General features: G+C 66.6%; 27 protein-coding genes. 14 read left to right on the top strand and 13 right to left on the bottom strand.

Annotated elements, in window-relative coordinates:
• The first annotated feature begins 17 nt into the window (after positions 1-17).
• The 3 genes from L8F96_RS08820 to tatC are packed head-to-tail and all read left to right on the top strand — an operon-like array spanning position 18 to position 1,482.
• Positions 18-257 (top strand): Sec-independent protein translocase subunit TatA, encoded by a 240-nt coding sequence (locus L8F96_RS08820; protein WP_046410967.1) that lies wholly within the window; start codon positions 18-20, stop codon positions 255-257.
• 26 nt (positions 258-283) lie between these two features.
• Positions 284-709 carry a Sec-independent protein translocase protein TatB gene (gene tatB, locus L8F96_RS08815; RefSeq protein WP_296219773.1) on the top strand — a complete coding sequence of 142 codons (426 nt, stop codon included), beginning with the start codon at positions 284-286 and terminating at the stop codon, positions 707-709.
• Positions 706-1,482 carry a twin-arginine translocase subunit TatC gene (gene tatC, locus L8F96_RS08810; protein WP_046410964.1) on the top strand — a complete coding sequence of 259 codons (777 nt, stop codon included), beginning with the start codon at positions 706-708 and terminating at the stop codon, positions 1,480-1,482. The genes tatB and tatC overlap by 4 nt, the downstream gene beginning before the upstream one ends.
• A 60-nt stretch (positions 1,483-1,542) precedes the next feature.
• On the opposite strand, the gene L8F96_RS08805 is transcribed toward tatC, so the two are convergent.
• From L8F96_RS08805 to L8F96_RS08795, 3 genes are all read right to left on the bottom strand, one after another.
• Positions 1,543-1,677 carry an entericidin A/B family lipoprotein gene (locus L8F96_RS08805; protein WP_046411830.1) on the bottom strand — a complete coding sequence of 45 codons (135 nt, stop codon included), beginning with the start codon at positions 1,675-1,677 and terminating at the stop codon, positions 1,543-1,545.
• A gap of 276 nt (positions 1,678-1,953) precedes the next feature.
• On the bottom strand, positions 1,954-3,540 hold the full coding sequence (locus tag L8F96_RS08800; protein ID WP_136451509.1) for a sensor histidine kinase: 1,587 nt from the start codon (positions 3,538-3,540) through the stop codon (positions 1,954-1,956).
• Between the two features lie 8 nt (positions 3,541-3,548).
• Positions 3,549-3,716, bottom strand: a complete 168-nt coding sequence (locus L8F96_RS08795) for a NepR family anti-sigma factor (protein WP_231622004.1) — start codon at positions 3,714-3,716, stop codon at positions 3,549-3,551.
• Between the two features lie 244 nt (positions 3,717-3,960).
• Here L8F96_RS08795 and L8F96_RS08790 point away from each other — a divergent pair, with 244 nt between their 5' ends.
• From L8F96_RS08790 to L8F96_RS08745, 10 genes are all read left to right on the top strand, one after another.
• On the top strand, positions 3,961-4,758 hold the full coding sequence (locus L8F96_RS08790; protein WP_046411827.1) for a response regulator: 798 nt from the start codon (positions 3,961-3,963) through the stop codon (positions 4,756-4,758).
• 42 nt (positions 4,759-4,800) lie between these two features.
• The gene (locus tag L8F96_RS08785; RefSeq protein WP_046410963.1) at positions 4,801-4,944 is read left to right on the top strand and encodes a hypothetical protein; all 144 of its coding nucleotides are present in this window, start codon (positions 4,801-4,803) and stop codon (positions 4,942-4,944) included.
• 104 nt (positions 4,945-5,048) lie between these two features.
• Positions 5,049-5,690, top strand: a complete 642-nt coding sequence (locus L8F96_RS08780) for a sigma-70 family RNA polymerase sigma factor (RefSeq protein WP_046410961.1) — start codon at positions 5,049-5,051, stop codon at positions 5,688-5,690.
• Between the two features lie 296 nt (positions 5,691-5,986).
• Positions 5,987-8,671, top strand: a complete 2,685-nt coding sequence (locus L8F96_RS08775) for a bifunctional [glutamine synthetase] adenylyltransferase/[glutamine synthetase]-adenylyl-L-tyrosine phosphorylase (protein ID WP_334655792.1) — start codon at positions 5,987-5,989, stop codon at positions 8,669-8,671.
• Positions 8,634-9,080, top strand: a complete 447-nt coding sequence (locus tag L8F96_RS08770; protein WP_334655791.1) for a peroxiredoxin — start codon at positions 8,634-8,636, stop codon at positions 9,078-9,080. The genes L8F96_RS08775 and L8F96_RS08770 overlap by 38 nt, the downstream gene beginning before the upstream one ends.
• A complete protein-coding gene (locus tag L8F96_RS08765) occupies positions 9,077-9,865 on the top strand; it encodes a ferritin-like domain-containing protein (protein ID WP_334655790.1) in 789 nt (262 codons plus the stop codon). The genes L8F96_RS08770 and L8F96_RS08765 overlap by 4 nt, the downstream gene beginning before the upstream one ends.
• A gap of 130 nt (positions 9,866-9,995) precedes the next feature.
• Entirely contained in the window at positions 9,996-11,186 is a 1,191-nt protein-coding gene (locus L8F96_RS08760; protein WP_052742607.1) for a M23 family metallopeptidase, read from the top strand.
• 40 nt (positions 11,187-11,226) lie between these two features.
• A complete protein-coding gene (locus tag L8F96_RS08755) occupies positions 11,227-11,565 on the top strand; it encodes a HesB/IscA family protein (RefSeq protein WP_046410956.1) in 339 nt (112 codons plus the stop codon).
• A 9-nt stretch (positions 11,566-11,574) separates the two neighbouring features.
• A complete protein-coding gene (gene xth, locus L8F96_RS08750) occupies positions 11,575-12,348 on the top strand; it encodes an exodeoxyribonuclease III (RefSeq protein ID WP_334655789.1) in 774 nt (257 codons plus the stop codon).
• 271 nt (positions 12,349-12,619) lie between these two features.
• Positions 12,620-12,877, top strand: coding sequence for a hypothetical protein (locus L8F96_RS08745; RefSeq protein WP_046410952.1), 258 nt, complete (start codon positions 12,620-12,622; stop codon positions 12,875-12,877).
• Positions 12,878-12,944: 67 nt separating this feature from the next.
• Here L8F96_RS08745 and L8F96_RS08740 read toward each other — a convergent pair whose 3' ends face one another.
• Positions 12,945-14,099 (bottom strand): GNAT family N-acetyltransferase, encoded by a 1,155-nt coding sequence (locus tag L8F96_RS08740; protein ID WP_334655788.1) that lies wholly within the window; start codon positions 14,097-14,099, stop codon positions 12,945-12,947.
• A 108-nt stretch (positions 14,100-14,207) separates the two neighbouring features.
• On the opposite strand from L8F96_RS08740, the gene L8F96_RS08735 reads away from it, so the two are divergent.
• Complete coding sequence (locus L8F96_RS08735; RefSeq protein WP_241212629.1) at positions 14,208-15,284, top strand: fatty acid desaturase family protein; 1,077 nt, start codon at positions 14,208-14,210, stop codon at positions 15,282-15,284.
• Positions 15,285-15,379: 95 nt separating this feature from the next.
• Here L8F96_RS08735 and lptG read toward each other — a convergent pair whose 3' ends face one another.
• From lptG to L8F96_RS08690, 9 genes are all read right to left on the bottom strand, one after another.
• Complete coding sequence (lptG, locus tag L8F96_RS08730; protein ID WP_046410948.1) at positions 15,380-16,471, bottom strand: LPS export ABC transporter permease LptG; 1,092 nt, start codon at positions 16,469-16,471, stop codon at positions 15,380-15,382.
• On the bottom strand, positions 16,468-17,664 hold the full coding sequence (gene lptF / locus L8F96_RS08725) for an LPS export ABC transporter permease LptF (RefSeq protein ID WP_197075567.1): 1,197 nt from the start codon (positions 17,662-17,664) through the stop codon (positions 16,468-16,470). The genes lptG and lptF overlap by 4 nt, the downstream gene beginning before the upstream one ends.
• A gap of 113 nt (positions 17,665-17,777) precedes the next feature.
• On the bottom strand, positions 17,778-19,664 hold the full coding sequence (locus L8F96_RS08720; protein ID WP_334655787.1) for an ATP-binding protein: 1,887 nt from the start codon (positions 19,662-19,664) through the stop codon (positions 17,778-17,780).
• 88 nt (positions 19,665-19,752) lie between these two features.
• Positions 19,753-21,015 (bottom strand): serine palmitoyltransferase, encoded by a 1,263-nt coding sequence (spt, locus tag L8F96_RS08715; protein WP_145119358.1) that lies wholly within the window; start codon positions 21,013-21,015, stop codon positions 19,753-19,755.
• A 114-nt stretch (positions 21,016-21,129) separates the two neighbouring features.
• The gene (locus L8F96_RS08710; RefSeq protein WP_145119356.1) at positions 21,130-21,372 is read right to left on the bottom strand and encodes an acyl carrier protein; all 243 of its coding nucleotides are present in this window, start codon (positions 21,370-21,372) and stop codon (positions 21,130-21,132) included.
• Positions 21,373-21,428: 56 nt separating this feature from the next.
• Positions 21,429-22,310, bottom strand: a complete 882-nt coding sequence (locus L8F96_RS08705; RefSeq protein WP_334655786.1) for an NAD-dependent epimerase/dehydratase family protein — start codon at positions 22,308-22,310, stop codon at positions 21,429-21,431.
• Positions 22,307-23,407, bottom strand: a complete 1,101-nt coding sequence (gene proB / locus L8F96_RS08700) for a glutamate 5-kinase (RefSeq protein WP_334655912.1) — start codon at positions 23,405-23,407, stop codon at positions 22,307-22,309. Before proB ends, L8F96_RS08705 begins: the two co-directional genes overlap by 4 nt.
• 47 nt (positions 23,408-23,454) lie before the next feature.
• On the bottom strand, positions 23,455-24,024 hold the full coding sequence (gene pth, locus L8F96_RS08695) for an aminoacyl-tRNA hydrolase (RefSeq protein WP_334655785.1): 570 nt from the start codon (positions 24,022-24,024) through the stop codon (positions 23,455-23,457).
• A gap of 134 nt (positions 24,025-24,158) precedes the next feature.
• Positions 24,159-24,773 (bottom strand): 50S ribosomal protein L25/general stress protein Ctc, encoded by a 615-nt coding sequence (locus L8F96_RS08690; RefSeq protein ID WP_046410939.1) that lies wholly within the window; start codon positions 24,771-24,773, stop codon positions 24,159-24,161.
• Positions 24,774-24,868 lie beyond the last annotated feature (95 nt).

Genomic DNA, 24,868 nt, shown 5'->3' with positions numbered 1-24,868 from the left:
ACTTCAGGAGAATCCCCATGGGTAGCTTCAGCCTCCCGCACATCCTTATTCTCGCGATCGTTGCCATCCTTCTGCTGGGTGGCGGCCGCTTCTCGAGCATGATGGGTGACGTCGCCAAGGGCGTTAAGAACTTCAAGAAGGGCATGTCGGAAGAAGACGAGGAAGCGTCTGCGAAGCCCGCGCAGCGGATCGAGGCGCAGCAGACGGCGCGTCCCGCCTCGGAGACGATCGTCGAGGAAGACAAGGTCGCGCGCTGATCTGATCCGCGTCGCCATCGTCCGCCATGCTCGACTTCAACATTTCCGAAATGGCCGTCGTGGCCGTGGTGGCGTTGCTCGTCATCGGCCCGAAGGACCTGCCCAAGGCGCTTCGGGTGCTCGGCTATTGGGTCGGCAAGGCGCGTGGCGTTGCCCGCCAGTTCCGCGCCGGCTTTGACGAGATGGTGCGCGAGGCCGAGCTCGCCGAGATGGAAAAGAAGTGGAAGGCGGAAAATGAGCGGATCATGCGCGAGCATCCGATGCTTGCGCCGGAAGAGCCCGCCGCCGAGCAGCTGCCTGCTGCCCAGGAGCCGAAGGCGACCGCACCAAGTGGTGATGTCGCCCCGCAGGACGCGTCCCAGCCCGATGAACCAGTGATGGTCGAACAGCCTGTGCTGCGCCCGGCGAACGAGACGGCCCTTCCTGACGCCAATGGCAAGGCCCCGTCATGAACCCGGCCGACGAACTCGATGACACGCGCGCCCCGCTGCTCGACCATCTGATCGAGCTGCGCCGCCGTCTTTTATATTGCATCGGCGCGCTGCTGCTGGCCTTTGCTGTCTGCTATTATTTCGCGGAGGCGATCTTCGCCTTCCTGGTGCAGCCGCTCCTCGCGGCCGGCCAGAAGCGGCTGATCTACACCCAGATTTTCGAGGCCTTCTTCGTCCAGATCAAGGTGGCCTTCTTCGCCGCGATGATGGTGTCGTTCCCGGTGATCGCCAACCAATTGTGGCAGTTCGTTGCCCCGGGCCTCTACCGCAATGAGCGGCGTGCGCTGCTGCCCTTCCTGCTCGCGACGCCGATCCTGTTCCTCGCCGGTGCCGCGATGGCCTATTATATCGCCGTTCCCGTGGCGCTGCACTTCCTGCTCGGCTTCCAAGGGGAGATCGGCGGGGTAAGCCAGGACGCATTGCCGTCGATCGGCAATTACCTGTCCTTCATCATGCAGTTCCTGTTCGGCTTCGGCCTGTCGTTCCTGCTGCCGGTGCTGCTGATGCTGCTCGAACGCGGTGGCGTGGTGACTCGCCAGCAGCTTGTGTCGGCACGCCGCTACGCGATTGTCGCCGCCTTTGCGATTGCCGCGGTGCTGACCCCACCCGACGTCGGGTCGCAGCTGCTCCTCGCAATCCCGCTGTGCATCCTCTACGAACTCGCGCTGATCGGCATCTGGTTTACCGAGCGCCGCCGCGCGCGAGAGAAAACGGCCGCCGCCGCCAGCGAATAAAAGAAGGGCGGCGTCGAGTGTCTCCTCGACGCCGCCCGTCTCCTGACAATGAAGCCGTGGTTACTTGGCGTCGTCCGCCGTCTTGGCGACGGTGTTGCCCGCCGACGATACGTCGCGCCCGACACCTTCGACCGTGTTGCACGCCGAAACCATCAGGGCGCCAGCCACCACAACCATTCCGAACAACTTTTTCATCAAGCCCTCCTGCGCGCAGTCATTTCGCATTCGGGAAAATGCGTGGTGAGGAACTTCGTTCCTTCGCGCCATCGATCTCAAGGAAATGAAATAAGGCCCGAAAGCGTCACCGGGGGGGGAGGGTTGACGCTTCCGGGCCTATGTCGCGGATAGCGAGAGCGGGGGGGCATAAGGTCGCTATCCGAAGTGTAGAACGTCGATCGGCGGCGGGGGTTCCTAGGCTTTCGCGCCAATCGTGGAAAAAAGTTGAGCCGCGGCGCTGCCGCCGGCCCAGCCTCAATCCCGGCCGAGCACCGCGATCGAAATTTCGTACGCGCCAGCCAGTGGATCGTGGTGAAGCGGCGCGCGCAGCTGGCGCGACAGGCCTTCGATCACGCGCCCGAAGCGGGTGGCGAGGCCGTCGCGAAGTTCCGGGCTTTCGATCAGCGCCCGCGACGAGACGCGCAGCGTCGCGCGATCCGGCGTCGCCGCTTCCTTGACCGACACGCGCAATTGCGCCGCGGGATCGCAGGTGACGGCCAGTTCGATCAACTCGGTGGCGAGGAAGGCCACCGCGACTGCGACGTCCTGCGTCACCAGATAGGGATCGATGTCGAGCTGAATGCGCAGCTGTGTGCCCTCGGCCGCCGTCGCGCGAATGTTGGACGCCAGCTCGCCCAGCATCGGCCGCAGCGAGAGCCCGCGATTTTCCTCCATCTCGGCGTAATGGTTGCGATGCACCACCGCGAGCGCATCGACCCGGCGTTGAATCGACGCATAGGCCTGCGACGCCTCGGGCGACTTCGCGCCACGCGCGTGAAAGTTGATGAGGGAGGAAATCACCTGGAGGTTGTTCTTCACCCGGTGATGCACTTCGCGCGTCAGCTTCGTCTGGCGCACCAGCCCTTCGGCAAGTCCCGCCTCGTGGATTGCCACCGTCTTGGTCAGCGCGCGAAACGTATCGCCCAATTCGCGCAATTCCTGCGCCGGCAGCGCGCGGATTACTTGCGAATCGGTTTCTTCGCCCGGCGTGAAGGCCGCGACGCGCGCGCGCAGCTGGCGCATCGGCCTTATCAGCAGGCGATCGACGACGAACCAGGCGATGCCGGCGGCGGCCGCCCACATGACCAGCGGCAGCAGCAGCGCGATGACCAGCGGCGAGGTGATCGGCGCGGTGCGCACCTCCATCGCCAGCTTCAGGTCGCCGATGCCAAGGTCGGTGAGGTTGTTCTCGCGCCGCTCAAATGCGTTCTCGCGCGCCAGCGACTGCAGCACCAGCTCGTTCGCGCCGTGGATCAGGGTCGCGGCATAGGCCGGCGTGAATCCGCTCGGGCGGCTCAGCTCCGCCAGGAAGTCGGTCGGGAAGTATGCCGCTGCGGTGACCTGCCCCGAACGACCGACCACTCCGAGCAGCAGGCCGCGCTGGGGCAGGATTTGCGCTGCCACGGCCGCGTCGCGGGCGGTTCGCGCCACCTCCAGCGCCCCGGGGAAGCTGCTGCCACACAGCAGCCGACCCTTGGGGCCGAACACCGCGAATCGCGCGCCGTTGAATGCCTGTTGCGCGAAAACGCCCTGAACGCGCGCGCAGCTGGGCGTGTCGCCGGGGTCCGCCTCCAGCGCATCCACCGCCGCCCGCAGCGCGGTCATGTCGCCGATCAGCTCGATCGCGATCGCGCGGCTGCTCTCGGCCGCCGCGACGCGCAGGCCCGCGCGTGCCTCGGTATCGGCAATCTGGGTGATGCGAAGCGTCGCAAACACGGCGATGATCGCGAGCGGCAGCAGAGCGATCGACAGGATCACCAGAAGCTTCGCGCCCGTGGGCCAGCGCATCATGAACGTCGGCGTCGTCGCGCCAACGCGCGAATCGTCCGCCGTCGTTGCCATGTCTGTGCTTAGTCTAGCTTGCCCAGGAGGGAAACGAACTCGTCCGGGACCGGCTCGTCGATCGTCTTCTGATAGATTGATCGCAGCGCCGCACCCATGTCCCGGTCCTTGGACTGCACCGCAGTACTGCCCTTCTTCTTGACCGGCTTTTTTGGCGCTTCCTTGTCCGAAACCAACGCTTACCCCCCGAAACACCTGTCTGGCATGCTGTGACGATTCCTTGGCCGCTTACGGGCCTTGGCACCAGCCTGTTCATCAAGGCTCGCGTCATGGAAACAAAATACCGGTTCGTTGGTTCCACCGCTCGACGACGAATTGCGTCGTTGGGCGCCGCGCGCCTGCGGGGGTTTGTCGAAGTTGATCAATCCGGGTTTGGCGCGCAAAGCCGAAACCCTAATCTATTGGGAGTCGTTCCGCCTCATGTCGCTTGGACAACAGCTCGCCCCACATCTGCCCTTCCTGCGTCGTTATGGGCGGGCGCTCACCGGCAGCCAGTCGCACGGCGACAAATATGTCCGCGCCACGCTCGAAGCGATCGTCGCCGCTCCCGAGGAATTTCCGCGCGACGTCGATCCGCGCCTTGGCCTGTACCGTACGTTCCAGGCGATCTGGGGATCGACCAACGACGATCAGCAGGCTGATCCGGGGGATGTGGACGATCAGGAGGCGGTGGCCCGCGCGCGCCTCGCACGGATGACGCCGCTGTCGCGCCAGGCGCTGCTCCTCACCGCGATGGAGGGGTTCACGGTCGAGGACACGGCCTATCTCATCAACGTCTCGCCCAGCGAGGTCGAATCGCTCGTCGCCGACGCGCTGTCGGAGATCGAGAATCAGACCCGCGCCCGCGTCCTCATCATCGAGGACGAACCGATCATCGCCATGGATATCGAGACGATCGTGCGCGATCTCGGCCATGAAGTGACCGGTGTCGCCGTGACCCGTGACGAAGCGGTTGCGCTGGCGATGGACGATCGTCCCGGCCTCGTGCTCGCCGACATCCAGCTCGCCGACGATTCATCGGGCATCGATGCGGTGAAGGACATCCTGGGTGAATTCCAGGTGCCGGTGATCTTCATCACCGCCTTTCCGGAACGATTGCTGACCGGTGAGCGTCCCGAGCCGACCTTCCTCATCACCAAGCCGTTCCAGCGGTCGACGGTGAAGGCGGCGATCAGCCAGGCGCTGTTCTTCGATCAATCAACCGCGCCGGTTTCGTAAAAACGATACGGACCCAAAACGGTGCAGGATCGTTAAAGCTGTATGGCTGACGAAAATCACAAGGTCGAGCTGAGCACTGACGAGGCTCGCGCTGGCACTACGCCGCACATGACCCGATATATCCTGCCCGTTTCGCTGGTGCTGGTGATCGCGATATTCGCGTTTCTGCTGTTCACGCGGTTGTAGACGCGATCACCATGTTGACCGGACGGGTGGCAAACGACGCCGGTACTATCTATCTTACGGAGAGGATGCCGGTTCATTCCGGTGCGGGGACCGAACGACATATTATGACCGAAGCTGAACCGCGTGATGATGCCGCGGCCGATGGAGCATCGGTCGAGCACGTTTCGCTATCCGATCCGGAATTCAAGAAGCAGCTTGCTCAGGTAATCCCGCATTTGCGCGCCTTCGGACGCTCGCTGTCGGGTAACCGCGATCTCGCCGACGATCTGGTGCAGGAAACGCTGTTGAAGGCCTGGGCCGCGCGCAAGCGGTTCCAGGCTGGCACCAACATGCGCGCCTGGACCTTCATCATCCTGCGCAACCTGTATCTCTCGCAGATGCGGCGCGCGCGCTTCAAGGGTGAGTGGGACGATCTCGTGGCTGATCGCCTGCTGGCGGCACCCGCCAGCCAGGACAAGCATGTCGAGCTTGCCGACATGCAGCGCGCGCTGCTTCATCTGCCGCAGCCACAGCGCGAGGCGCTGATCCTCGTCGGTGCGGGCGGCTTCGCCTATGAAGAGGCGGCGGAGATCTGCGGCGTGGCGGTCGGCACGATCAAGAGCCGCGTGGCGCGCGGCCGTGTCGCGCTGGAGGCGCTCATGAGCGGTAGCGACATGACGTCGCGGACCGATCACATGATCCCCAGCCTGAAACCGACGCTCGACGAGATCATGGACGAGGTGGACGAGCTCAGCCGCGATCGCTGATCGTGAGCGGGCTTGCCACCGACCCTGTCAGGGCGCGGCTGCTAAACCTGCCTTTCGGACCTAGTTTCTTGGAACGCCATAAAGCGCCTCTACCAGTGTCTTGAGGTCGTCAGGGGTGCTGCGCGCATCATTGAATGCGAAACGCAGCGATTCGCCGATAGCGTCGGTAGCCCGCGGATACCGGACATAGTAACCGTCACTGCCTCCTTCGCGATGATGATGTTCATGGGTCGTCATGCGCGATAGAACGGATCAGGAGACGCGTTGGTTTCATGGTCCAGGCTACGGATTTCCCCTTGTCAAGCGAAAAAAATGTCGAGCTGCTGGTCGCGGATGCGGTCGGCCGGGCGCACGGATTCTCGCCATTTCTCGCGAACTTGCTCGACCGCGGCGACCATTTTTCCGCGGCATCGCTCGACCGGCCGGTCACGCTCGACCCCGATGTGCCGATAGGCCGGGCGCTGCGTCTTGCCCGTCGTCAGTTGGCGCTTCAGGTCGCGATCGGCGACTTGTCCGGCATCTTCGATCTGACCGCGGTCACGCACCGACTGACCGATTTTGCCGATTTCGCACTCGACCAGGCGATCCGCACTGCGATCGCGGAGCGCAGCCCAGGGGCGGGGCCAGAGGGCTTTGTTGCGTTGGCGCTTGGCAAGCAGGGCAGCCGCGAGCTGAATTATTCCTCCGACATCGACCCCATCTTCCTGTTCGATCCCCGGACGCTGCCCACGCGCCGCAACGAGGAGCCGGTCGACGCAGCGGTGCGCATCGGCCGGCGCGTGATCGAGCTGCTCCAGGCCCGCGACGCTGACGGCTATGTCCTGCGCGTCGACATGCGGCTCCGTCCGACGCCCGAGGTCACGCCCATCGCGCTGCCGATCGACCCCGCGATCACTTACTATGAATCGCAGGCACTGCCGTGGGAGCGGGCAGCCTTCATCCGCGCACGCCCGGCTGCCGGCGATATCGCCTTGGGCGAGCAGTTCCTCGACGCGATCCGCCCCTTCATCTGGCGCCGCAGCCTCGATTTCGGCGCGGTCGGGGAGATATTGGAGATCACCCGCCGGATCCGGGATCATCACTCGCAGGGGCAGACTTTCGGCCGGGGCTATGATCTGAAGCGGGGGCGGGGCGGGATCCGTGAGATCGAATTCTTCGCGCAGATCCATCAGCTTATCCACGGCGGGCGTGATCCCGCGCTGCGCACCGGCGATACCCGCGGGGCGCTCGCCGCACTGGCCGCCGCTGGCCGGATCGCCCGGGATGACGCACAGGCGCTCTGTGACGCCTATGTCGCGCTGCGCACGGCGGAGCACCGCGTCCAGATGATCGATGATCGCCAGACGCATGCGCTTCCGACCGGCGACGCGTTGGAGCGCGTGGCACGGCTGGACGGGCGCCCCGACGGCGCGGCTTTGCTCGCCCATCTCGAACCGCACGTCACGCGCGTCGGCGCCATCTTCGGGCAGCTCGCGCCTACCACCGGGGACAATTTGTCCGCCAACAGCGATGCCCTTTCCGCCCAGCTTGTCGCGGCGGGGTTCGCAGATCCCGACGTTGCGGCAACGCGGATCGCGGCATGGCGTGCCGCGCGCTATCCCGCGCTGCGCAGTGCCGCCGCCCAAGCCGCGCTTGAGGCCGTATTGCCCGGCCTCGTCGCGGCGCTGGGGGAGGCACCCGCGCCGGAGGCCGCGCTCAACCGCCTCGACCGGCTGTTCGAACGCTTGCCCAGCGCGGTGAACATCTTCCGCTTGCTGGAGGCGCGGCCCGCGCTCATCGCCCTCCTTGTTCGGTTGCTCAGCCACACGCCGACCCTGGCCGAGGAACTCGCGCGTCGGCCTGACCTGCTCGACGGGCTGATCGACGCCTCCGCCTTCGATCCCGTGCCAGACGTGCCCGCCATCGCCGCGATGATGCGCAGCAATGAACGGCGCGCGGATTTCCAGGCCAAGCTCGATCACGTCCGCCGCATCGTCAACGAACACCGCTTCGCCCTGGGCGCGCAGATCATCTCCGCGGTGGCCGATCCGCTCGACGTCGCGGCGGGCTATTCGCGCGTGGCAGAGGCCGCGATCGAGGTGCTGGCGAGCGAGACGGTGGCGGAATTCGCGCAGGCGCATGGCCGGGTACCGGACAGCGAATTCGTCATCCTCGCGCTCGGGCGGCTCGGGGGAGGGGCGCTGACCCATGCCTCCGACCTCGACCTGATCTACCTGTTCACTGGTGATTTCGCGGCGGAGTCCGACGGCCCCAAGCCGTTGGGCGCGACGCTTTATTATAATCGCCTTGCGCAGCGCGTTTCCGCCGCGCTCTCCGTTCCTACCGCCGCGGGCCCGCTCTACGAAATCGACACGCGCCTGCGCCCGTCGGGGACACAGGGGCCGCTGGTGGTGAATGTCGATTCCTTCGCCCGCTACCAGCGCGAGAGCGCCTGGACGTGGGAGCATATGGCGCTCACCCGCGCCCGGCCGGTGTTCGGCTCGGCAAAGGCGCGCGCCGAATTGCAGGCGATCATCGACGGCGTGCTCAACGGCGACAGGCCGCAGCGCGACGTCGTGGCCGATGCCATAACGATGCGGGCCGAGATGGCGGCGCACAAGCCGCCCGCCGGGCCGCTCGACGCCAAGCTGCTGCCCGGCGGGCTGGTCGATCTGGAATTCACCGTCCATGTCGCGCAACTGACCCGGCGGGAGGGCTTCGACACCAATCTCGGCCGCGCGATCGATCTGCTCGGGCTCGGTGTGGACCTCCACCACGCACACGACCTGCTGACCCGCCTTATCGTCACGCTTCGCCTGGTCGCGCCGGATGCGGCCGAGCCACCCTCGGAAGCAACGCGCGCCTTGGTCGCGCGGGTGCTCCATCTCGATGATTGGGACGCGGTGCTCGCCGGCTTTGACACCGCCCGGCAGCAGGTTACGGCGGCGTGGAAAGGATTGACCGATGGACACACTGCCGGACGTGACGCTGACCGCGATTGATGGTCAGCCGCTCCGCCTGAAGGATCAGCCGCTGCCGCTGGTCGTCTATTTCTATCCCAAGGACGATACTGCCGGCTGCACGCGCGAGGCGCAGGATTTCTCCGCCCTGGCCGGGGAGTTTGCGTCCGCAGGCGTCGTCGTGATCGGCGTGTCCAAGGATCCGCCGGCCAAGCATGAGAAGTTCGCCGCGAAATACGATCTCGCCGTGGCGCTCGCCAGCGATGAGGATGGCTCCGCCTGCGAGGCGTTCGGCACCTGGGTGGAAAAATCCATGTACGGCCGCCGCTACATGGGCATCGAGCGCGCAACGTTCCTGTTCGGCCGCGACGGCCAGCTCGCCCGCGCCTGGCGCAAGGTTAAGGTCCCCGGACATGCGGCGGAGGTGCTGGCCGCGGCGCGCGCTCTGTGACAACCATCGCCGCCGTTGCGCGCGACGTGCTCAACGCGGCGGATCCCGCCACCAAGGTGAAGGCCGCGCGTCAGGCTGCCCGCGCGTGGCGGGCGGGGCGGCTCACCCACAGCTTCGACGTCGTCATGCCCGATGCACCGGCACGGCCCGAGCAGCCCGAATTGCTGCCCCCGGGCCGAATGCCGAAACGGGGGAAGGGCGGGTCGGAACGGGGCCGCATCGCGCTGCTTCATGCACTGGCGCATATCGAATTTGTCGCGATCGACCTGGCGTTCGACATGGCCGGGCGTTTTGGCGCGGCCTTCCCGCGGGAATTCGTGGACGACTGGATCGGCGTCGGCGCGGACGAGGCGATGCACTTCGCACTGCTCGATCGCCGGCTGCGCGCGATGGGCAGCCATTATGGCGCGCTCCCGGCCCATGCCGGGCTGTGGGAGGCGGCGGATGCGACTGCCGACGACGTTCTCGCCCGGCTCGCCGTCGTCCCGATGGCGTTGGAGGCGCGGGGGCTCGACGTGACGCCGGCCACCGTCGACCGCTTCCACGCCGCCGGCGATGCGGCCAGCGCGCGCATCCTCCACCGCATCTACACCGATGAAATCCGGCACGTTTCGGTCGGTACGCGGTGGTTCGAGGAGCGGTGCGCGGCGGCCGGTTTGCACCCCGCGACCCACTGGAAATCCCTCATTGGAGGCCGTTTTCGGGGCGTCGTGAAAGGTCCGTTCAACGACTCAGCGCGCGAGTCTGCCGGCCTGACGCGGGATTACTACGGCGCTATTGCTTAACTGCTCAAAAGAAGGGCAGTTGACGGTGTCCGGTGAGCGGGGGGCCGCAATCCAGACCAGTTTTTTGAACATGCGTCGTGCGTGGGCTCGTCCTGGTCGCGCGCGCTTCAACAATCTTGCTCGGGGTTCGATGTCCAAGATTTCTTCCGCGCCGGCCAACCGCATCGCTGCTGGCGCCCGCCTGCTCTTCTCCCCACGCAACGTGATCTTCCATGATGGCCGCGCTGTGCGCCGGATCCGCCTGGGCCGCCTCTCGCAGGGCGCGCTGGCCGGGACCGCCGCGGTCGTGGTCGCCTTCGCGGGCTACGGCGCCGCCGCTGCCGCCGGTCAGGCCGGCGCCGCTGCGCCGCAGGCCGAGCGGATCGAGACGATGGAGCGCAAGCTCGTCCACATGCACCAGCGCGTGGCGAATGTCCGCAAGGCTGCGGAGGCGCGTGCTGCTCAGCTCGAAAACCGCCAGGCACTGCTCGCTGCCGCGCTGACTGGCGTGGGTGACGAAAAGAAGCTGGCGCTTGCCACGCTGAAGATCGATCCGGCGGGTGACCGCCTGGCCGCCTATGCGGTCGCTCCCTTCGCCAAGATCGAGCGTCGCCAGGAGATCCTGGCCGAACTCGCGCTCGATCACCTCAACGACCGTTATCAGTCGGCAGCGGAGGCGCTGCGTGAGCGCGGCTTGCGGCCGGAGCGTGTCGCCAAGGGCGGCAAGAACACCGGCATGGGCGGCCCGCTGATCCCGGCCGCCAGCGCCGAGGCGACGGCTGATCTGAACGCCGATGCGCAATTCCGCTCGCTGTTCATGACCTGGAAGAAGCTCGACACGCTGGAGCAGGGGGTTATCTCGATCCCGTCGGTCCAGCCGGTCCAGCACCTCACCTTCACCAGCAATTTCGGCGTGCGCAGCGATCCGTTCCGCGGCACCGCCGCGATGCATGCTGGTGTCGATATCCCCGGTCCGACCGGCACGCCGATCTATGCGACCGCCGATGGCGTCGTGAACCATGCCGCGCGTCAGGGCGGCTATGGCAACATGATCGAGCTGAATCACGGCAAGGGCATTACCACCCGCTACGGCCACCTGTCGAAGATCCTGATCAGCAACAATGCGCGCGTGCGCCGCGGTCAGATGATCGGCCTGATGGGCTCCACCGGCCGTTCGACCGGCCCGCACCTCCATTATGAAGTGCGTATTGACGGCCGCGCCGTGAACCCGATCCCCTTCCTGACCACGGCGGATTATCTGCTCGCGGCGCAGGATCGCTCGGTCGGCCAGATTCCGGTGTCGACCAGCGGCCCGGCGGCACAGGACGGCCTGGGTCACTGATCCGGTTGCGGGCGCGCCGCGGCGATCCTATTTCGCTCTCATGGCAACGCTCGCACCCGATATCGCCTTGACGCCCTCCGCTGCCGCCCGTGTGGCGGCGATTGCGGAAAAGCAGCAAAAGCCTGCCATCCTGCGCCTCTCGGTGGAGGGGGGCGGCTGTTCCGGGTTCCAATATCGTTTCGGTCTGGCCGACGCGCCGGAGCCGGGTGATCAGGTCGCCGAGACGGATGGCGTCAAGCTCGTCGTGGACGAAATTAGCCTCGATCTCGTGCGCGGTGCCTCGGTCGACTTCGTCGAATCGCTCGGCGGCGCGGCGTTCAAGGTCGACAATCCGATTGCAGCATCAGGATGCGGTTGCGGCACCAGCTTCTCGGTGTAAGCCGTCCTCGTGAAAATCGTCAGCTACAACGTCAACGGCATCAAGGCGCGCCTGCCGCGCCTGCTGGAATATCTCGCCGAGCAGCAGCCGGACATCGTCTGCCTGCAGGAGCTCAAGACCGCTGACGATACCTTCCCGATCGATGACATCCGCGCCGCCGGTTATGGCGCGGTGTGGCATGGGCAGAAGGGGTTCAACGGCGTCGCCGTGCTCGCTCGCGGCACTGACCCGGTCGAGCGCCAGCGGGGCCTGGATGGTGAGCCCGACGATGATCACAGCCGCTATCTGGAATGCGATGTGGACGGCCTGACCGTCGCGTCCATCTATCTGCCCAATGGCAATCCGCAGCCGGGGCCGAAGTTCGACTATAAGCTGCGCTGGATGGACCGGCTCGCCGCCCGTGCGCGCGCCTTGCTTGCCGCTGAAATTCCGACCGTGCTGGCGGGCGATTACAACGTCATCCCCAATGACGATGATACCTTCTCCACCCGCGCCATGGCCGATGATGCGCTGATGCAGCCGGAAAGCCGCGCCGCCTATCGCGCGCTGCTGGCGCAAGGGTGGACCGATTCGCTGCGCGTGCGTCATCCCGCCGGTGGCGTTTGGACCTTCTGGGATTATCAGGCGGGCGCGTGGCGCCGCGACGCGGGCTTCCGCATCGATCACCTGCTGCTGTCACCCGCCGTTGCCGATCGGCTGGTCGAGGCCGGTGTCGACAAGGACTATCGTGGCCGGGACAAGGCCAGCGATCACGCGCCCACCTGGGTTCGCCTGCGCGACTGAGCCCCGGGGCGGCGGGCGGCGGCCACGGCGGTCCGCTGGCTTCTCAATCGTTCACTGTCGGACAGGGGGCGCCCGTGCGTCCGTCAGCGCACATCGCTTGGATGGTAAAACGCGCCGCCACTTGGTGCACGGCGCTCATCATCGGCAACATGCACATTGATGCTTCTGCTAAGTCATTGAAATGGCGTCCGTGAGACAATTGGCACGGTCAATGCAAAGTCTCAGGTGACAGCGCGAAAGGGGCGCTGTTCGGAACCTGAGAGGATACGCCATGACCATCACCGCCATCGCCACCGCCGCCCTCATGCTGGGCGCCGCCCCCGAACCCGCGCCGCGCCCGGCACCTGCGCCGGCACCTGCGCCGACCATCCCCGCCGATCAATATGGCGCGCGCTCGTTCGACCCCGAAACCGACCAGCGCCGCGTCTGCGTGATCGACACGCTCAGTGGTCCGGGCATCGCCCGTCGCTACTGCCAGACGCGCGCGACCTGGGTCGCACAGGGCACTGACCCGCTCGCGCGCCGTTAAGTGCCGCTTACCGGGCTCGCGCACGGCCGGTCTGGCCGCTGCGCGAGACCCCGCGGTTTACCGGCGCTCACAGCGCCTTTTCGTACACCTGATAGACCTTGTTGACGTGGCTCTCGATCGTCTCGGCGATCGACCGCATCCCCTGGTTGTCGTCGAGGATCCAGCCGATCTCGCCGCGCGAGGCACCATAATCCTGCACCGCCGCGCGACGGATATATTCGATCATCATGAACGCCAATTGGCTCGCCATGCGTGACGATTGCAGGCTCTTCACCACCCCCATCAGCGGCACGCGCATCGTACGCACCTTCGGCTTGCGCAGCCACAGCAGCAGTTTCGCCCAGCCGAACGGCAGCAGCGACCCGCTCAGGCCCTTCAGCGGTTCGTTCAGGTCGGGGAGGGTGATCATGAAGGCGACCGGCACGCCATCCACCTCGGCGATGCGGATCAGGTCATTGAAGACGATCGGCTTCAGCTTCACGCCAACGTCGCGGATTTCGGGCGGAGTGAGGGGAACGAACCCCCAATTGTCGCTCCACGCATCGTTCAGGATGCCCAGGATGATCGCCGCTTCCTCGTCGAACCGCGACTTGTCGACCGGGCGCACGTTGATGCGCGGGTTCTTCTCGCCCGATTTGATGATCCGCTGGACGATCGGCGGGAATTCCTGCGTGATATCCAGCTCATAGGTCATCATTTGCTTGACCGGGGCATAGCCGGCCGCCTCGATCCACCCGCGATATTCCGGCTTGGCATGGCCCATCATCACGGACGGCGGATGGTCGTAGCCGGTAATCAGCAGCCCCGGTTCTTCCCAGATCGATTGCGAGATCGGCCCCAGCACGCGGGTCATGCCCTGTTCGCGCAGCCACTGCTCGGCGCGTTCGATCAGCGCGCGGAACACGCCGTCGTCCTCCGCCTCCATCAGCCCCCATTGCCCGGTGCCGGGGCCAAAGCCCTGCGCGGCCGGCATGTCCAGCGCCAGAAGGTCGATATGCGCGGAGATACGCCCCACCACGCGCCCGTCGCGCTCGGCCAGGAACAGCTGCGCCTTGGCGTGGCTGTACCATCCGTTCTTCTCGGGATCGAGCAGCCCCAGCGCCTCGCGCTTCAGCGGCGGAACCCAGTTCGGATCATCCTTGTACAGGCGGAACGGCAGGTCGATGAACGTTTTGCGGTCGCGCTTGCCCGTCACGGGGCGGATGGTGAGAGAGCCGGTCATGACGCTGCGTGTAATCGCCCGAAGCGATCATGGCGAGCGGCCTTTCCGCGCGGCGCGCACCTGTTCCAGCCACCGTATCGCCACTATCTTGGGCCAATGGACACCCCCATGACGACCACGACTCTGTCACGAGCAGCAGCCACCCCGACCGCGCGTGTGCGCATCGCCGATGACCGTGCGATGCTGAAGGCGGCGGCTGAACTGACGCGGGATCTGAACGCGCCGCGGCCCGCCGTCTATTGGGCTGACTTCCTCGGCTCGGTGGCGATCGGCTATGCCGGTCTTGCCGTGGCGATCGCCGCGACCCCGCTGTGGCTGACGATCGTCGCCGGCGTGGTGGCGATGTTCGCGCTCTATCGCGGGATGAGCTTCATCCATGAACTCACCCATGTGAAGCATGCGTCGCTGCCGCATTTCCGGCTGGGCTATAACATCTTCATCGGCGTGCCGATGCTGGTGCCCTCGTTCATGTATGAGGGCGTCCACAATCTTCACCACGCGCGCACCCGCTACGGTACCAGCGACGATCCCGAATACCTGCCGCTCGCGCTGATGAAGCCGTGGTCGCTGCCGGTGTTCGTGCTGGTCGCCGCGCTCGCGCCGTTCGCGCTGATTTTCCGCTACGGCGTGCTGTCGCCGCTGTCGCTGCTGTCGCCGTCGCTGCGCCGCATCGTGGTGGAGCGTTTCTCGGCGCTGGCGATCAACCCGCAATTCCGCCGCCGCCTGCCGGAGGGGGATTTCCGTCGCCAGTGGATCGCGATCGAGACCGCATGCGCCGTCTGGGCGATGTCGCTGATCGCCCTGGTTGCCACCGGCACGCTGCCGCTGCGCGCCTTTGCCATCATGATGGCGGTCGCGTCGGGCGTTGCGGTCATCAATCAGCTGCGGACCCTGGTCGCCCACCTGTGGGAGAATGAGGGCGAGGTGATGACCGTCACCGCCCAGTATCTCGACTCGGTCAATGTGCCGCCGCCGGCCACGCTGCCGGCGCTCTGGGCGCCGGTTGGCCTGCGCTACCACGCGCTGCACCATCTGCTGCCGGGTGTCCCCTATCACGCGCTGGGCGAGGCTCATCGCCGGCTGAGCGCCGTGCTCGATCGCGAATCGCCCTATTACAAGGCCAATTACGTCGGCATGCCGGGCCTCATCGCCAAGATCGCGCGCAGCACGATGCTGCCGCGCTGATATCGGCCGGGGGCGGTCACCGCCGCCCCGGCCATCGATCCATAAGTTCGCATCTGGCTCCCGCTACAGCCGGGAGCATCCCGGCCGCCGCCGGCTTATTCCTCGGTGCGCAGCAGCACCGCTTCGCCGATCAGCAGGAACAGCAGGAACGGCGCCCAGGCGGCGAGGAAGGGCGGGTAGGCGCCCAGATTGCCCATCGCCAGCGCGAAATTGTCCGCCACGAAATAGGCGAAGCCCAGCGCCATGCCGATCACGGCGCGGACGAACAATTTGCCCGACCGTGCGATGCCGAACGCGGCCACCGCGCCCAGCAGCGGCATCAGCACCGACGACAGCGGCCCGGAGAGTTTGTGCCACAGCGATCCCTCGAGCGCCGCGGTCGGCCGCCCGGCCGCGGCCAGGTCGTCGATCGCCTCGTTCAGCGCGCGGAACGACAGTCCATCGGCATTCACCGACGACAGGGTGAACTGGTCCGGCGTCACGCCGCGCGCGATCACGATCGTGCCGACATCGCGCTGCTGGCCGGTCGCGACGTCAAAGCGTTTGGCCGGTCCGATCGCCCAGCCATCGCCGCTGCGCCGTCCGGCGGGCGCGGTGATGATCGTGCGCAGCTTGCCGCCGTCACGTTCGTACAGCGTCACGCCGCCCAGCCGCGCGGCATCGCCCCGGCCGCGGATCTGGTCCACCTCGATCAGGTCGTCGCCGGTCCTGACCCAGACGTTGGACCGGTCACCCCGGTCGATCGGCAGCGTGCCGTAATTCACCTTCTGCCACTGGCTCAGCGTCGCCGTCGCGCGCGACACCACCCGGTCGTTGAACACGAAGCTGATCGCGGCGATCGCCAGGCTTGCGGTGATCAGCGGCGCCAGCACCTGGTGCGCCGACATGCCCGACGATTTCAGCGCCACGATCTCGCTGTTCTGGTTCATCGTGATCAGCGTCAGGATGGTGCCGAGAAGGACGGAGAAGGGCAGGAAGCGCGCGATTATCTGCGGCACGCGCAGCGACATATACTGCCACACCTGCGCGTCGGTATTGCCCGGAACGGCCAGGATCTTGCCGGATTCCCCCAAGAGGTCGAGCGCCTGGAGCACCAGCACCAGCCCGGCAAGAATGCCGAACGTGCGGACCAGGAACATCCGGCCCATGTACAGCGCCACCGTCTTGGACGGGAAGAAAGACGTCATGCCCGTGCCTCTCGCGCACGGCGGCCGGGCAGGCGACGCGTGATCGCTTTCAGGGTCTTGCTGGCCACCCGTTCCAGCGCGCCGATCGGCTGTCCGCCCGGAACATAGGCCAGCGTGTAATACATCCAGATGATCAGCGCCGCGAAGATCGCGAACGGCGTCCACAGCGCGATGAACGGGTCGACGCGGCCAAGCTCGCCGATCGACGCGGCATATTGGTTCACCTTGTGATAGGCGACGACCATCACGATCGACAGGAACACGCCCAGCGCCGATGTCGATCGCTTCGGTGGCACGCCCAGCGCCACCGCCAGCAGCGGCAGCAGGAACATCATCAGCACCTCCGCCAGCCGGAAATACAATTCCGCCTGGCTGGAATCGCGCGCTTCCTCGCTCCCGCTCGTCGTGCCGATCTTCACCAGCTCAGGCAGCGTATATTCCAGGTTACGGCCGCCGCGCGCGCGGAACTGCTCGAACTTGGGCAGGTCGATCGGTAGGTCATGCGCGCTGAAGGTCAGCACGCGCGGGCTCGGAAAATCGGGCCGGTTGTGGATCAGCGTGCCGTTGGTCAGGCGGAAGATGATCGTGTTGGGATCGTCGGTGGCGAAGAACTGGCCGCGCTCCGCGGTCACGCCGATCCAGTCACCCTTGGGTGTCTGCGCATGGACGAAGATGCCGGACAGCTCGCGGCCCTTGTCCCGGCTGCGCTCGATCCGCATCGTCATGCGATCGCCCAGATGGGTGAATTCGCCGACCTTGATCGACGCCCCCAGCGCTCCGGTGCGCAGCTCGAACCGCAGGCCTTCGTAGGCATAACGCGCGCGCGGCTGGATGAAACCAACGATGGCCAGATTGACCAGCGCCAGCCCCACCGCATACATGTAAGGGACCCGCAGCAATCGCCCGTAACTCATTCCAACGCCGCGCATAACGTCCAGCTCGGACGAGGTGGCGAGGCGCCGGAAGGCGAGCAGGACGCCGAGCATCAGGCCGATCGGAATGCCAAGGCCGAGATATTCCGGCAGCAGGTTGGCCAGCAATTGCCACACCACGCTGACGGGCCCGCCTTCGGTGGCGACAAAGTCGAACAGGCGCAGCATGCGATCGAGGAGCAGCAGCATCGCCGCAATGACGAGCGTCGAGAACAGCGGCAGCGCGATCAGCCGGGCCATGTAGCGGTCGATCGATTTCATGAGGCGCGGCTAAGGGGCTCGATCTTGCGGATGGGTGCGCCGGTATAGGCGAGAAGGTAACGAGCGCCAGCCCTTTTCGGTCCAGCGCCGCGACGCTTTCCTCTCGCTTCGCCTTATTCCGCCGCCATCCGGTCAGGTGCGGCGGCCGGGCTGCGCGCAAAGGCATCGGCCAGTGCGCGCGCCAGCGCGGCGAGGGTGAAGGGCTTGCGCAGCACATGATGGCCGTTGAACATCGCCGCGTCGCTCGCCTCGCCGGCAAAGCCGGTGACGAAGAGCACGGCGGTACGCGCGTGGCGTTCGGGCAGCGCCTCGATCATTTCCGGGCCGGTCTGCACCGGCATCAGCACATCGCTCATGATGAGGTCGACGGGCGCGTGCTCGTCGAGCAGGGCGGGGGCGCGCAGCGGATCGTCGCATGCGATCACGCGATGGCCCAGTTCCTCCAGCGCGCCGACGGTGGCGCGCAGCACGCGCTGGTCATCCTCCACCACCAGGATGGTCAGCTCTTCCGGCGCCGCGGTGGCGATGGCGGCTTCCTCGTCGGCGCGTTCCGGCGTTTCCGCCTCGCTGTCGTGCGGCAGCCGCATGATCACGCTCGTCCCGACGCCAGGCGTGGAATCGATCGCCACTTCGCCGTCCAGCTGGCGCGCAAAGGAGAAGATCTGGCTAAGCCCCAGGCCTGTGCCCTTGCCGACCGGCTTGGTGGTGAAGAACGGCTCGAACACGCGCTCGACGATGTCCGGCGTCATGCCGCATCCGTCGTCGCGCACCGTGATGGTGACGAAGGTGCCGTTGGTTGACCGCTCCACGCCCGAGGTGATGCTGACCCGCCCGCGCCCGTCCATCGCATCGCGCGCATTGACCGCGAGGTTCAGGATGCAATTCTCGAACTGCACCCGATCGGCGCGGACATAGGCATCCTCGCCATGGCAGGCGATCTCGACCTGGATCGCATCGCCGAGCGTCCGGTCGAGCAGGTCGCGCATCCCGTTGAGCAAGGCGCCGACATGGATGCGCTCCGGCGCGATCGCCCCCTCGCGGGCAAAGGCGAGCAGCCGGCGGGTCAGCTCCGCCGCCCGGACCGCCCCCTCACGCGCGCTTTCGACATGGCGCGCGGCGTCCGCCCCGCCATTGGCAATCGCGCGCTGCGCCAGTTCGAGCCCGCCGATCACAACTGCCAGCATGTTGTTGAAATCGTGTGCGATACCGCCGGTCAGCTGGCCGATCGCATCCATCTTCTGCGCCTGCCGCAACCGCGCTTCCTGCGCACGCAATTCCTCGGTTGCCTCCGCCACCGCCACCGCCAGTTCGTCGGCGCGAGCGCGCGCGGCATCGGCCTCGGCACGGGCCAGTGCGCGATCGGTCGACGCCCGCATCGTCAACCAGCCGAGGATGATCGCCCCGATCAGCAGCAGCACGCCAAATGCCGACAGCACGAACGCCGCGCGGGTCGATCGTTCGACCAGCGCCATCGTCGCTTCGGTGCGGGTGATCAGCAGCGTGCGCTCGCTGGCGATCACTTCGTCCAGCAGCCGGTTGATCTCGGTCAGTGCCGAGGCCTGCCGCGCTTCGTAATAGCGCGACAGCGCCTGTTGGTTCTTGCCGTAATTGGTCGCCAGCGCGGTCATCGACAATTGCTCGCCGCGCTCATTGAACGCTGCCTGCAACCGGCCGATCAACGGGCGTTGCGCCACATTGTCGCGCGTCAGTGACGACAGCCGCTGCAACTGGTCGCCCGCGCGGCGCCAATCCTCGAAGTACAGCCGCCCCAGCTGCTTGTCGCCGGAGATGACGTATCGCCCCAGCGCCGCCTCGGACCGTGCGATCGTGCCCGATAGCGTCCGCGCCAGGATCATCACGTCATAGCTGTGCGATTGGAGCGAGGAAGCGCGGTTGCGCTGGTTGTTGGCCTCGCCCAGCGTCAGGATCAGCGCGACCAGCACGCCAACCCCGGCCACCCCCATCACGACAAAGGTGATGAGGCGCCAGGCCGAAGCCACGCTTTTGAAAGCCGATCCTATGCCCGCGGCAGCCACGGCCTCACGGTCTATCAAAGCTGCACGTCTGGCGGAAGCGATGCGATGGCGATCAGGCGATCACGCCGGTCGCCCGCCCAGCGGCCTCGAACATCGCGACCACCTTGGCCATCTGCTCGGGCGTATGTTCTGCGCAGACCGAGCAGCGCAGCAGGAACATGCCGGCCGGTGTCGCGGGCGGACGCGCGACATTGACGTAGAGGCCGGCCTCCAGCAGCCCGTGCCACATCCGGACGGCCTGCTCCTGGTCGTCCAGGATCACCGCGACGATCGCCGATTCCGGCTCGTCGGTGGGCAGGCGGAAACCGAGCTGCTTCAGCCCGCCATGCAGCTGGCGCGTATTGGCCCACAGCCGCTCGCGCTTGTCCTTGGCGTGCATCAGCTTGCGGATCGACGCGGTTGCGGACGCGACCACCGCGGGCGGCAGGCTGGCGGTGAAGATATAGGGGCGACAGACGAAGCGCAGGATCTCGAACTTCGGATGGTTCGACACGCAGAAGCCGCCGACCGTGCCGACCGACTTGGAAAAGGTGCCGATCACGAAATCGACCTCGTCCTGCAGCCCCTGGTCTTCATAGACGCCGCGGCCGTTGGGGCCGAAGAAACCCATCGAATGCGCCTCGTCGACCAGCACCATCGCGCCATGCTTCTTGGCGACGGCGACCATCTCCTTCAGCGGTGCGATGTCGCCCAGCATCGAATAGACGCCTTCAAGGACGACGAGTTTGCCCGGCTCCTTGGGCAGGCGACCCAGCCGCTTGTCGAGATCCTCGACCGAATTGTGGCGGAAACGCACGACCTCCGCATTGCCCATCGCGCATCCGTCATAGATCGACGCATGGCTGTCGGCGTCCAGGATGATGTACTCGCCCTTCGCCGCAATGGCAGAGATAACGCCGAGGTTCGCCTGATAACCCGTTGAAAAGACGATCGCGCCCGACATCCCGTAGAAGTCGCGCAGCGCCTGTTCGACTTCCATATGGTCGTGGAACGTGCCGTTCAGCGCACGGCTGCCATTGGTGCCGCTGCCGAACTTGTCGAACGCGTCCTTGCCCGCGGCGATGACGTCAGGATCGAACGTCATGCCCATGTAATTGTACGTGCCCAGCAGGATCGTCTCGCGGCCCTTGATGACCGCGACCGTGGGGCTCTTCACCTCCTCCATGACGATGCCGAACGGATCGCGCACGCCGCTGTCGAGCAGCGCCTGGCGCTCGGCGATCAGCGGCGCGAACTTGTCGAACAGGTCGCGTTCCGGAGCCACGGTGGCAGGCTCGACGGGCAGGGCTTCAGCCTGGAGGCCGGTTTCGGTCATGTGTTCAATTCCCAACCGTTCACATCGGGTCGTGTCCATTCACCGGGCGCACCGCACCCGGCCACGTTCCTGGTCATCCGTCGCGAAGAACAAGCGTCGCGAGGAACGCGTCGTTCAGTTCTTCAGCTTGGCGACGGCATCGGCAAGCTGCCCCACCGTTTCGATTTCCGCCTGCATGTTCATCGTGATGATGATGTCGAATTCGTCCTCGATCGCGGCGACGAAATCCATCACGGTCAGCGAATCCCATTCGAGATCGCCCTGGAACGTTGTTGCCTCGGTCACCGTCACGCCCTTCTTGTTGAAGGGTTCGATCTGGGCCTTGACGGTGTCGAAGATGCTGTCGCGCTCGCTCATGCCGGGTCCTTAGCTGCAAGCGGGCGAGGTGCCAATCGAATGCGGCGGAAGCGTGGTCATCCTGCGATGGCGTACGCCCGCGCGGTCTGCGCCATGCCCTGATCCAGCGGGATCTGCGGCGCCCACAGGCTCGCGGGCGGACGATGATCGGCGCGCGCGGTCCAGTCGGGGTGGCTGAGATACTCCACCCGGTCGAGCGTCAGCTTCGCCCCACCACCGCGTAACTTGCGGTCGATCCGCGCCGCGACCCGCATCAGCGGCTTGGGCAAATGCATCGGCATCACCCGCCGCCCGACCGCGCGCCCGATCGCCGCCGCCAGATCGGCATGGGTCAGCGTCTCGCCATCGTCGACTTCGTACAATTCATGCGCCCCCGGCCGCTCGGCGAGCAGCACCAGCAAACGCGCAAGGTCCTCGACATGGATCAGCGACACGCGCCCCGGCGGCGGCAGGAAGGCAAGGCCAAGCCGCGCCAGCCGGAACATGTCGCGCATCTCGGTATCGCCGGGGCCATAGACGCCGGTCGGGCGAACGATCGTCCAGTCGCTGGCGCTCTCGGCGACGATCGTCTCCGCCTCGCGCTTCGACCAGCCGTACATCGACAGCTGCGGTTCGCGCGCCGACAGCGACGACACATGCACCAGCCGCCGCGTGCCCGTTGCGCTGACGACCGCGCGCGTGCCCTCGATATTGCCGGCGACGAAGCCCGCCTTGTCAGGTGCATTGACCACCCCGGCGATATGGATGACCGCATCGGCGCCCTCGACCAGCGCGGCGAGGCTCGCGGCATCGTCGAGCGCCCCCGCCACCCAGGTGACGCCGTCGCGCGCCGCCTGCGGCCGTCGCGTCAGCGCACGAACTTGATGCCCCGCCGCCAGCGCCGCATCGATCGTCGCCCGGCCAACAAAGCCGGTCCCGCCGGTCAGCGCCAGGATCACAGCAGCGCCATATGGTTGCGGTGGATCAGCGCGGCACGCGGCGCATAGCCGAGCAGCGCCTCCTGCTCCTCGCTGCGCCGCCCCAGCAGGCGCTGCATCTCGCCGGCATCATATTCCGCCAGCCCGCGCGCGATCGGCCCGTCGGGCCCCGCGATCGTCACCACGTCGCCCCGCGCGAAATCGCCCGACACTGCGATCGCCCCCGCCGCCAGCAGGCTGCGCCCACCGGCAAGCGCCTGCGCCGCGCCGGCATCCACGGTCACCACGCCCTTCGCCGTCAGCCGCCCCGCCAGCCACGCCTTGCGCGCCCGCGCGCGTTTCTCGGGAAGGAAGATCGTGTGCCGCGCGTTGGTCGACAGCGGCCGTTCGATCCGCCCCGATGCGATCGCCAGCGCGACTCCCGCGCCGGTCGCGATCCGCGCCGCGGCGATCTTCGACACCATCCCGCCCGATCCCATGCCGGATGCCGAGCCATCGTCCGCCATCCCCGCGATCCGCGCGTCGATCTGCGCCACTTCCGCAATATGCACCGCGCCGGGCTGCGCCGGGTTGCGATCATACAGGCCGTCGATATCGGACAGCAGCACCACGCCGTCCGCCCCCGCCGCCTGCGCCACCCGCGCCGCCAGCCGGTCATTGTCGCCAAAGCGGATCTCGGCCGTCGCCACGCTGTCATTCTCGTTGATGACCGGCACCGTGCCCAGCTGCAGCAGCCGCCCCAGCGTCGCTGCGGCATTCAGGTAGCGGCGGCGATCCTCCAGATCGTCCAGCGTTACCAGCATCTGCGCCGCGGTCAGCCCGTTGGCGGCGAGCACCTCGGCCCAGGTCTGGCTGAGCGCGATCTGCCCTGTGGCCGCCGCCGCCTGCGCATCCTCCAGGCTCGCCCGCCCGCCACGCGGCAGCCCCAGCCGGCGCGCCCCCAGCGCGATCGCGCCCGAGGAGACGATGGCCACCTGCTGCCCCGCGTCGGCGCGCGCCGCGACATCGGCGGCAATCCCCGCCAGCCAGTCGCGCCGCACCGCGCCCGACGGGTCGACGAGCAGCGCCGAGCCGATCTTGACGACGAGGCGGCGGCAGGTGTCGGGCGGGAACAGCATGGCGGCCACGCGATACTGCGCGCCACGGCAATGGGGAAGGGCGCCCGTCAGCCCTGAAGCCGCAGCGCAACATCGTTCATGAAGCGCACGTCGTCGCCCGCCGCGAGCGTGGGCGCCTCCGAGGCCAGTGCGCCGAGCAGGTCGGTCAGCGGATCAAGCTCGCTCTTCGCGTAATTGCCCAGCACATGGCCAGTCACCCGGTCCTTGTGCCCCGGATGACCGATGCCGATCCGCACGCGGCGGAACTCCGGCCCCAGATGCTGGTCGATCGAGCGCAGGCCATTGTGCCCCGCCAGCCCGCCGCCCATCCGCACCTTCACCTTCATCGGCGCCAGGTCCAGCTCGTCGTGAAACACCGTCAGCGCCTCGACGCCCAGCTTGTAGAAACGCAGCGCCTCGGCAACGCTGCGGCCGCTCTCGTTCATGAAGGTCGCGGGCTTCAGCAGCAGCACCTTCTCGTTGCCTAGCCGGCCTTCGCGCACCCAGCCCTGGAACTTCTTCGCCGTCGCGCCGAAATCATGCACCTCGGCGATCGCATCGACCGCCATGAAGCCGACATTGTGCCGCTGCATCGCATATTGCGGGCCCGGATTGCCCAGGCCGACCCATAGCTGCATCACCGATCCCATCGTCTCACTGGCGTGTCAGCGCCCTGTCACGGGCGTGCCGCTTGGCCCAAACGAAAACGGGCGGGGGGCGTCGCCGCCACCCGCCCGCGAATCCGTGCCGCCCCGGGCGGCACAGGACGATATTACTCGCCCGCAGCTTCCTCGGTCGCCTCGGTCGACGTGTCGCCCTCGGACGACTTCAGCGCCGACGGTGCAACCACCGTCGCGATGGTGAAGTCGCGGTCGTCGATCGCCGACGTCGTGCCCTTGGGCAGCGTCACGGCCGAAATGTGGAGCGAATCGCCCACTTCCAGGCCCTTCAGCGAGATCGTGACTTCCGACGGGATGTCGCTCGCGTCGCACACCAGCTCCAGCTCGTGACGAACGACGTTCAGCACGCCGCCCTTCTTGAGGCCCGGGGCTTCTTCCTCGTCGACGAACACCACCGGCACCGCAACGGTGACGGTCGTGTGCGCGCTGATGCGCAGGAAGTCGACGTGAACCGGACGGTCGGTGACCGGGTGGAAGTGCACGTCCTTGGGCAGGGTGCGCTCACCGTTGATCATCACGACGGTGTTCATGAAGTGGCCGGTGCCCAGTGCCTTCACAAGCGCCTTTTCCTCGAGATGGATCGAGGTCGGTTCCTTGTTCTGGCCGTAGATCACGGCGGGTACGCGGCCGTCACGACGCAGCGCCCGGGAGGCTCCCTTGCCAACCCGGTCACGCGTCTCGGCTGCGAGCGTCAGCTGGTCGCTCATCAATATTCTCCGAAACTCATGTATGTCCTTCCGCGCCACGCCTCCAGGGATGACCATGGCCGGAAGCGGGCGCGCATAGCGGGGAGGGGCGCGAA

This window comes from Sphingomonas panaciterrae, assembly GCF_036890205.1.
Classification (GTDB): domain Bacteria; phylum Pseudomonadota; class Alphaproteobacteria; order Sphingomonadales; family Sphingomonadaceae; genus Sphingomonas; species Sphingomonas panaciterrae.
The sequence above is the reverse complement of the archived record's forward strand: the minus strand, read 5'-3'. Positions and strand labels throughout refer to the sequence as shown.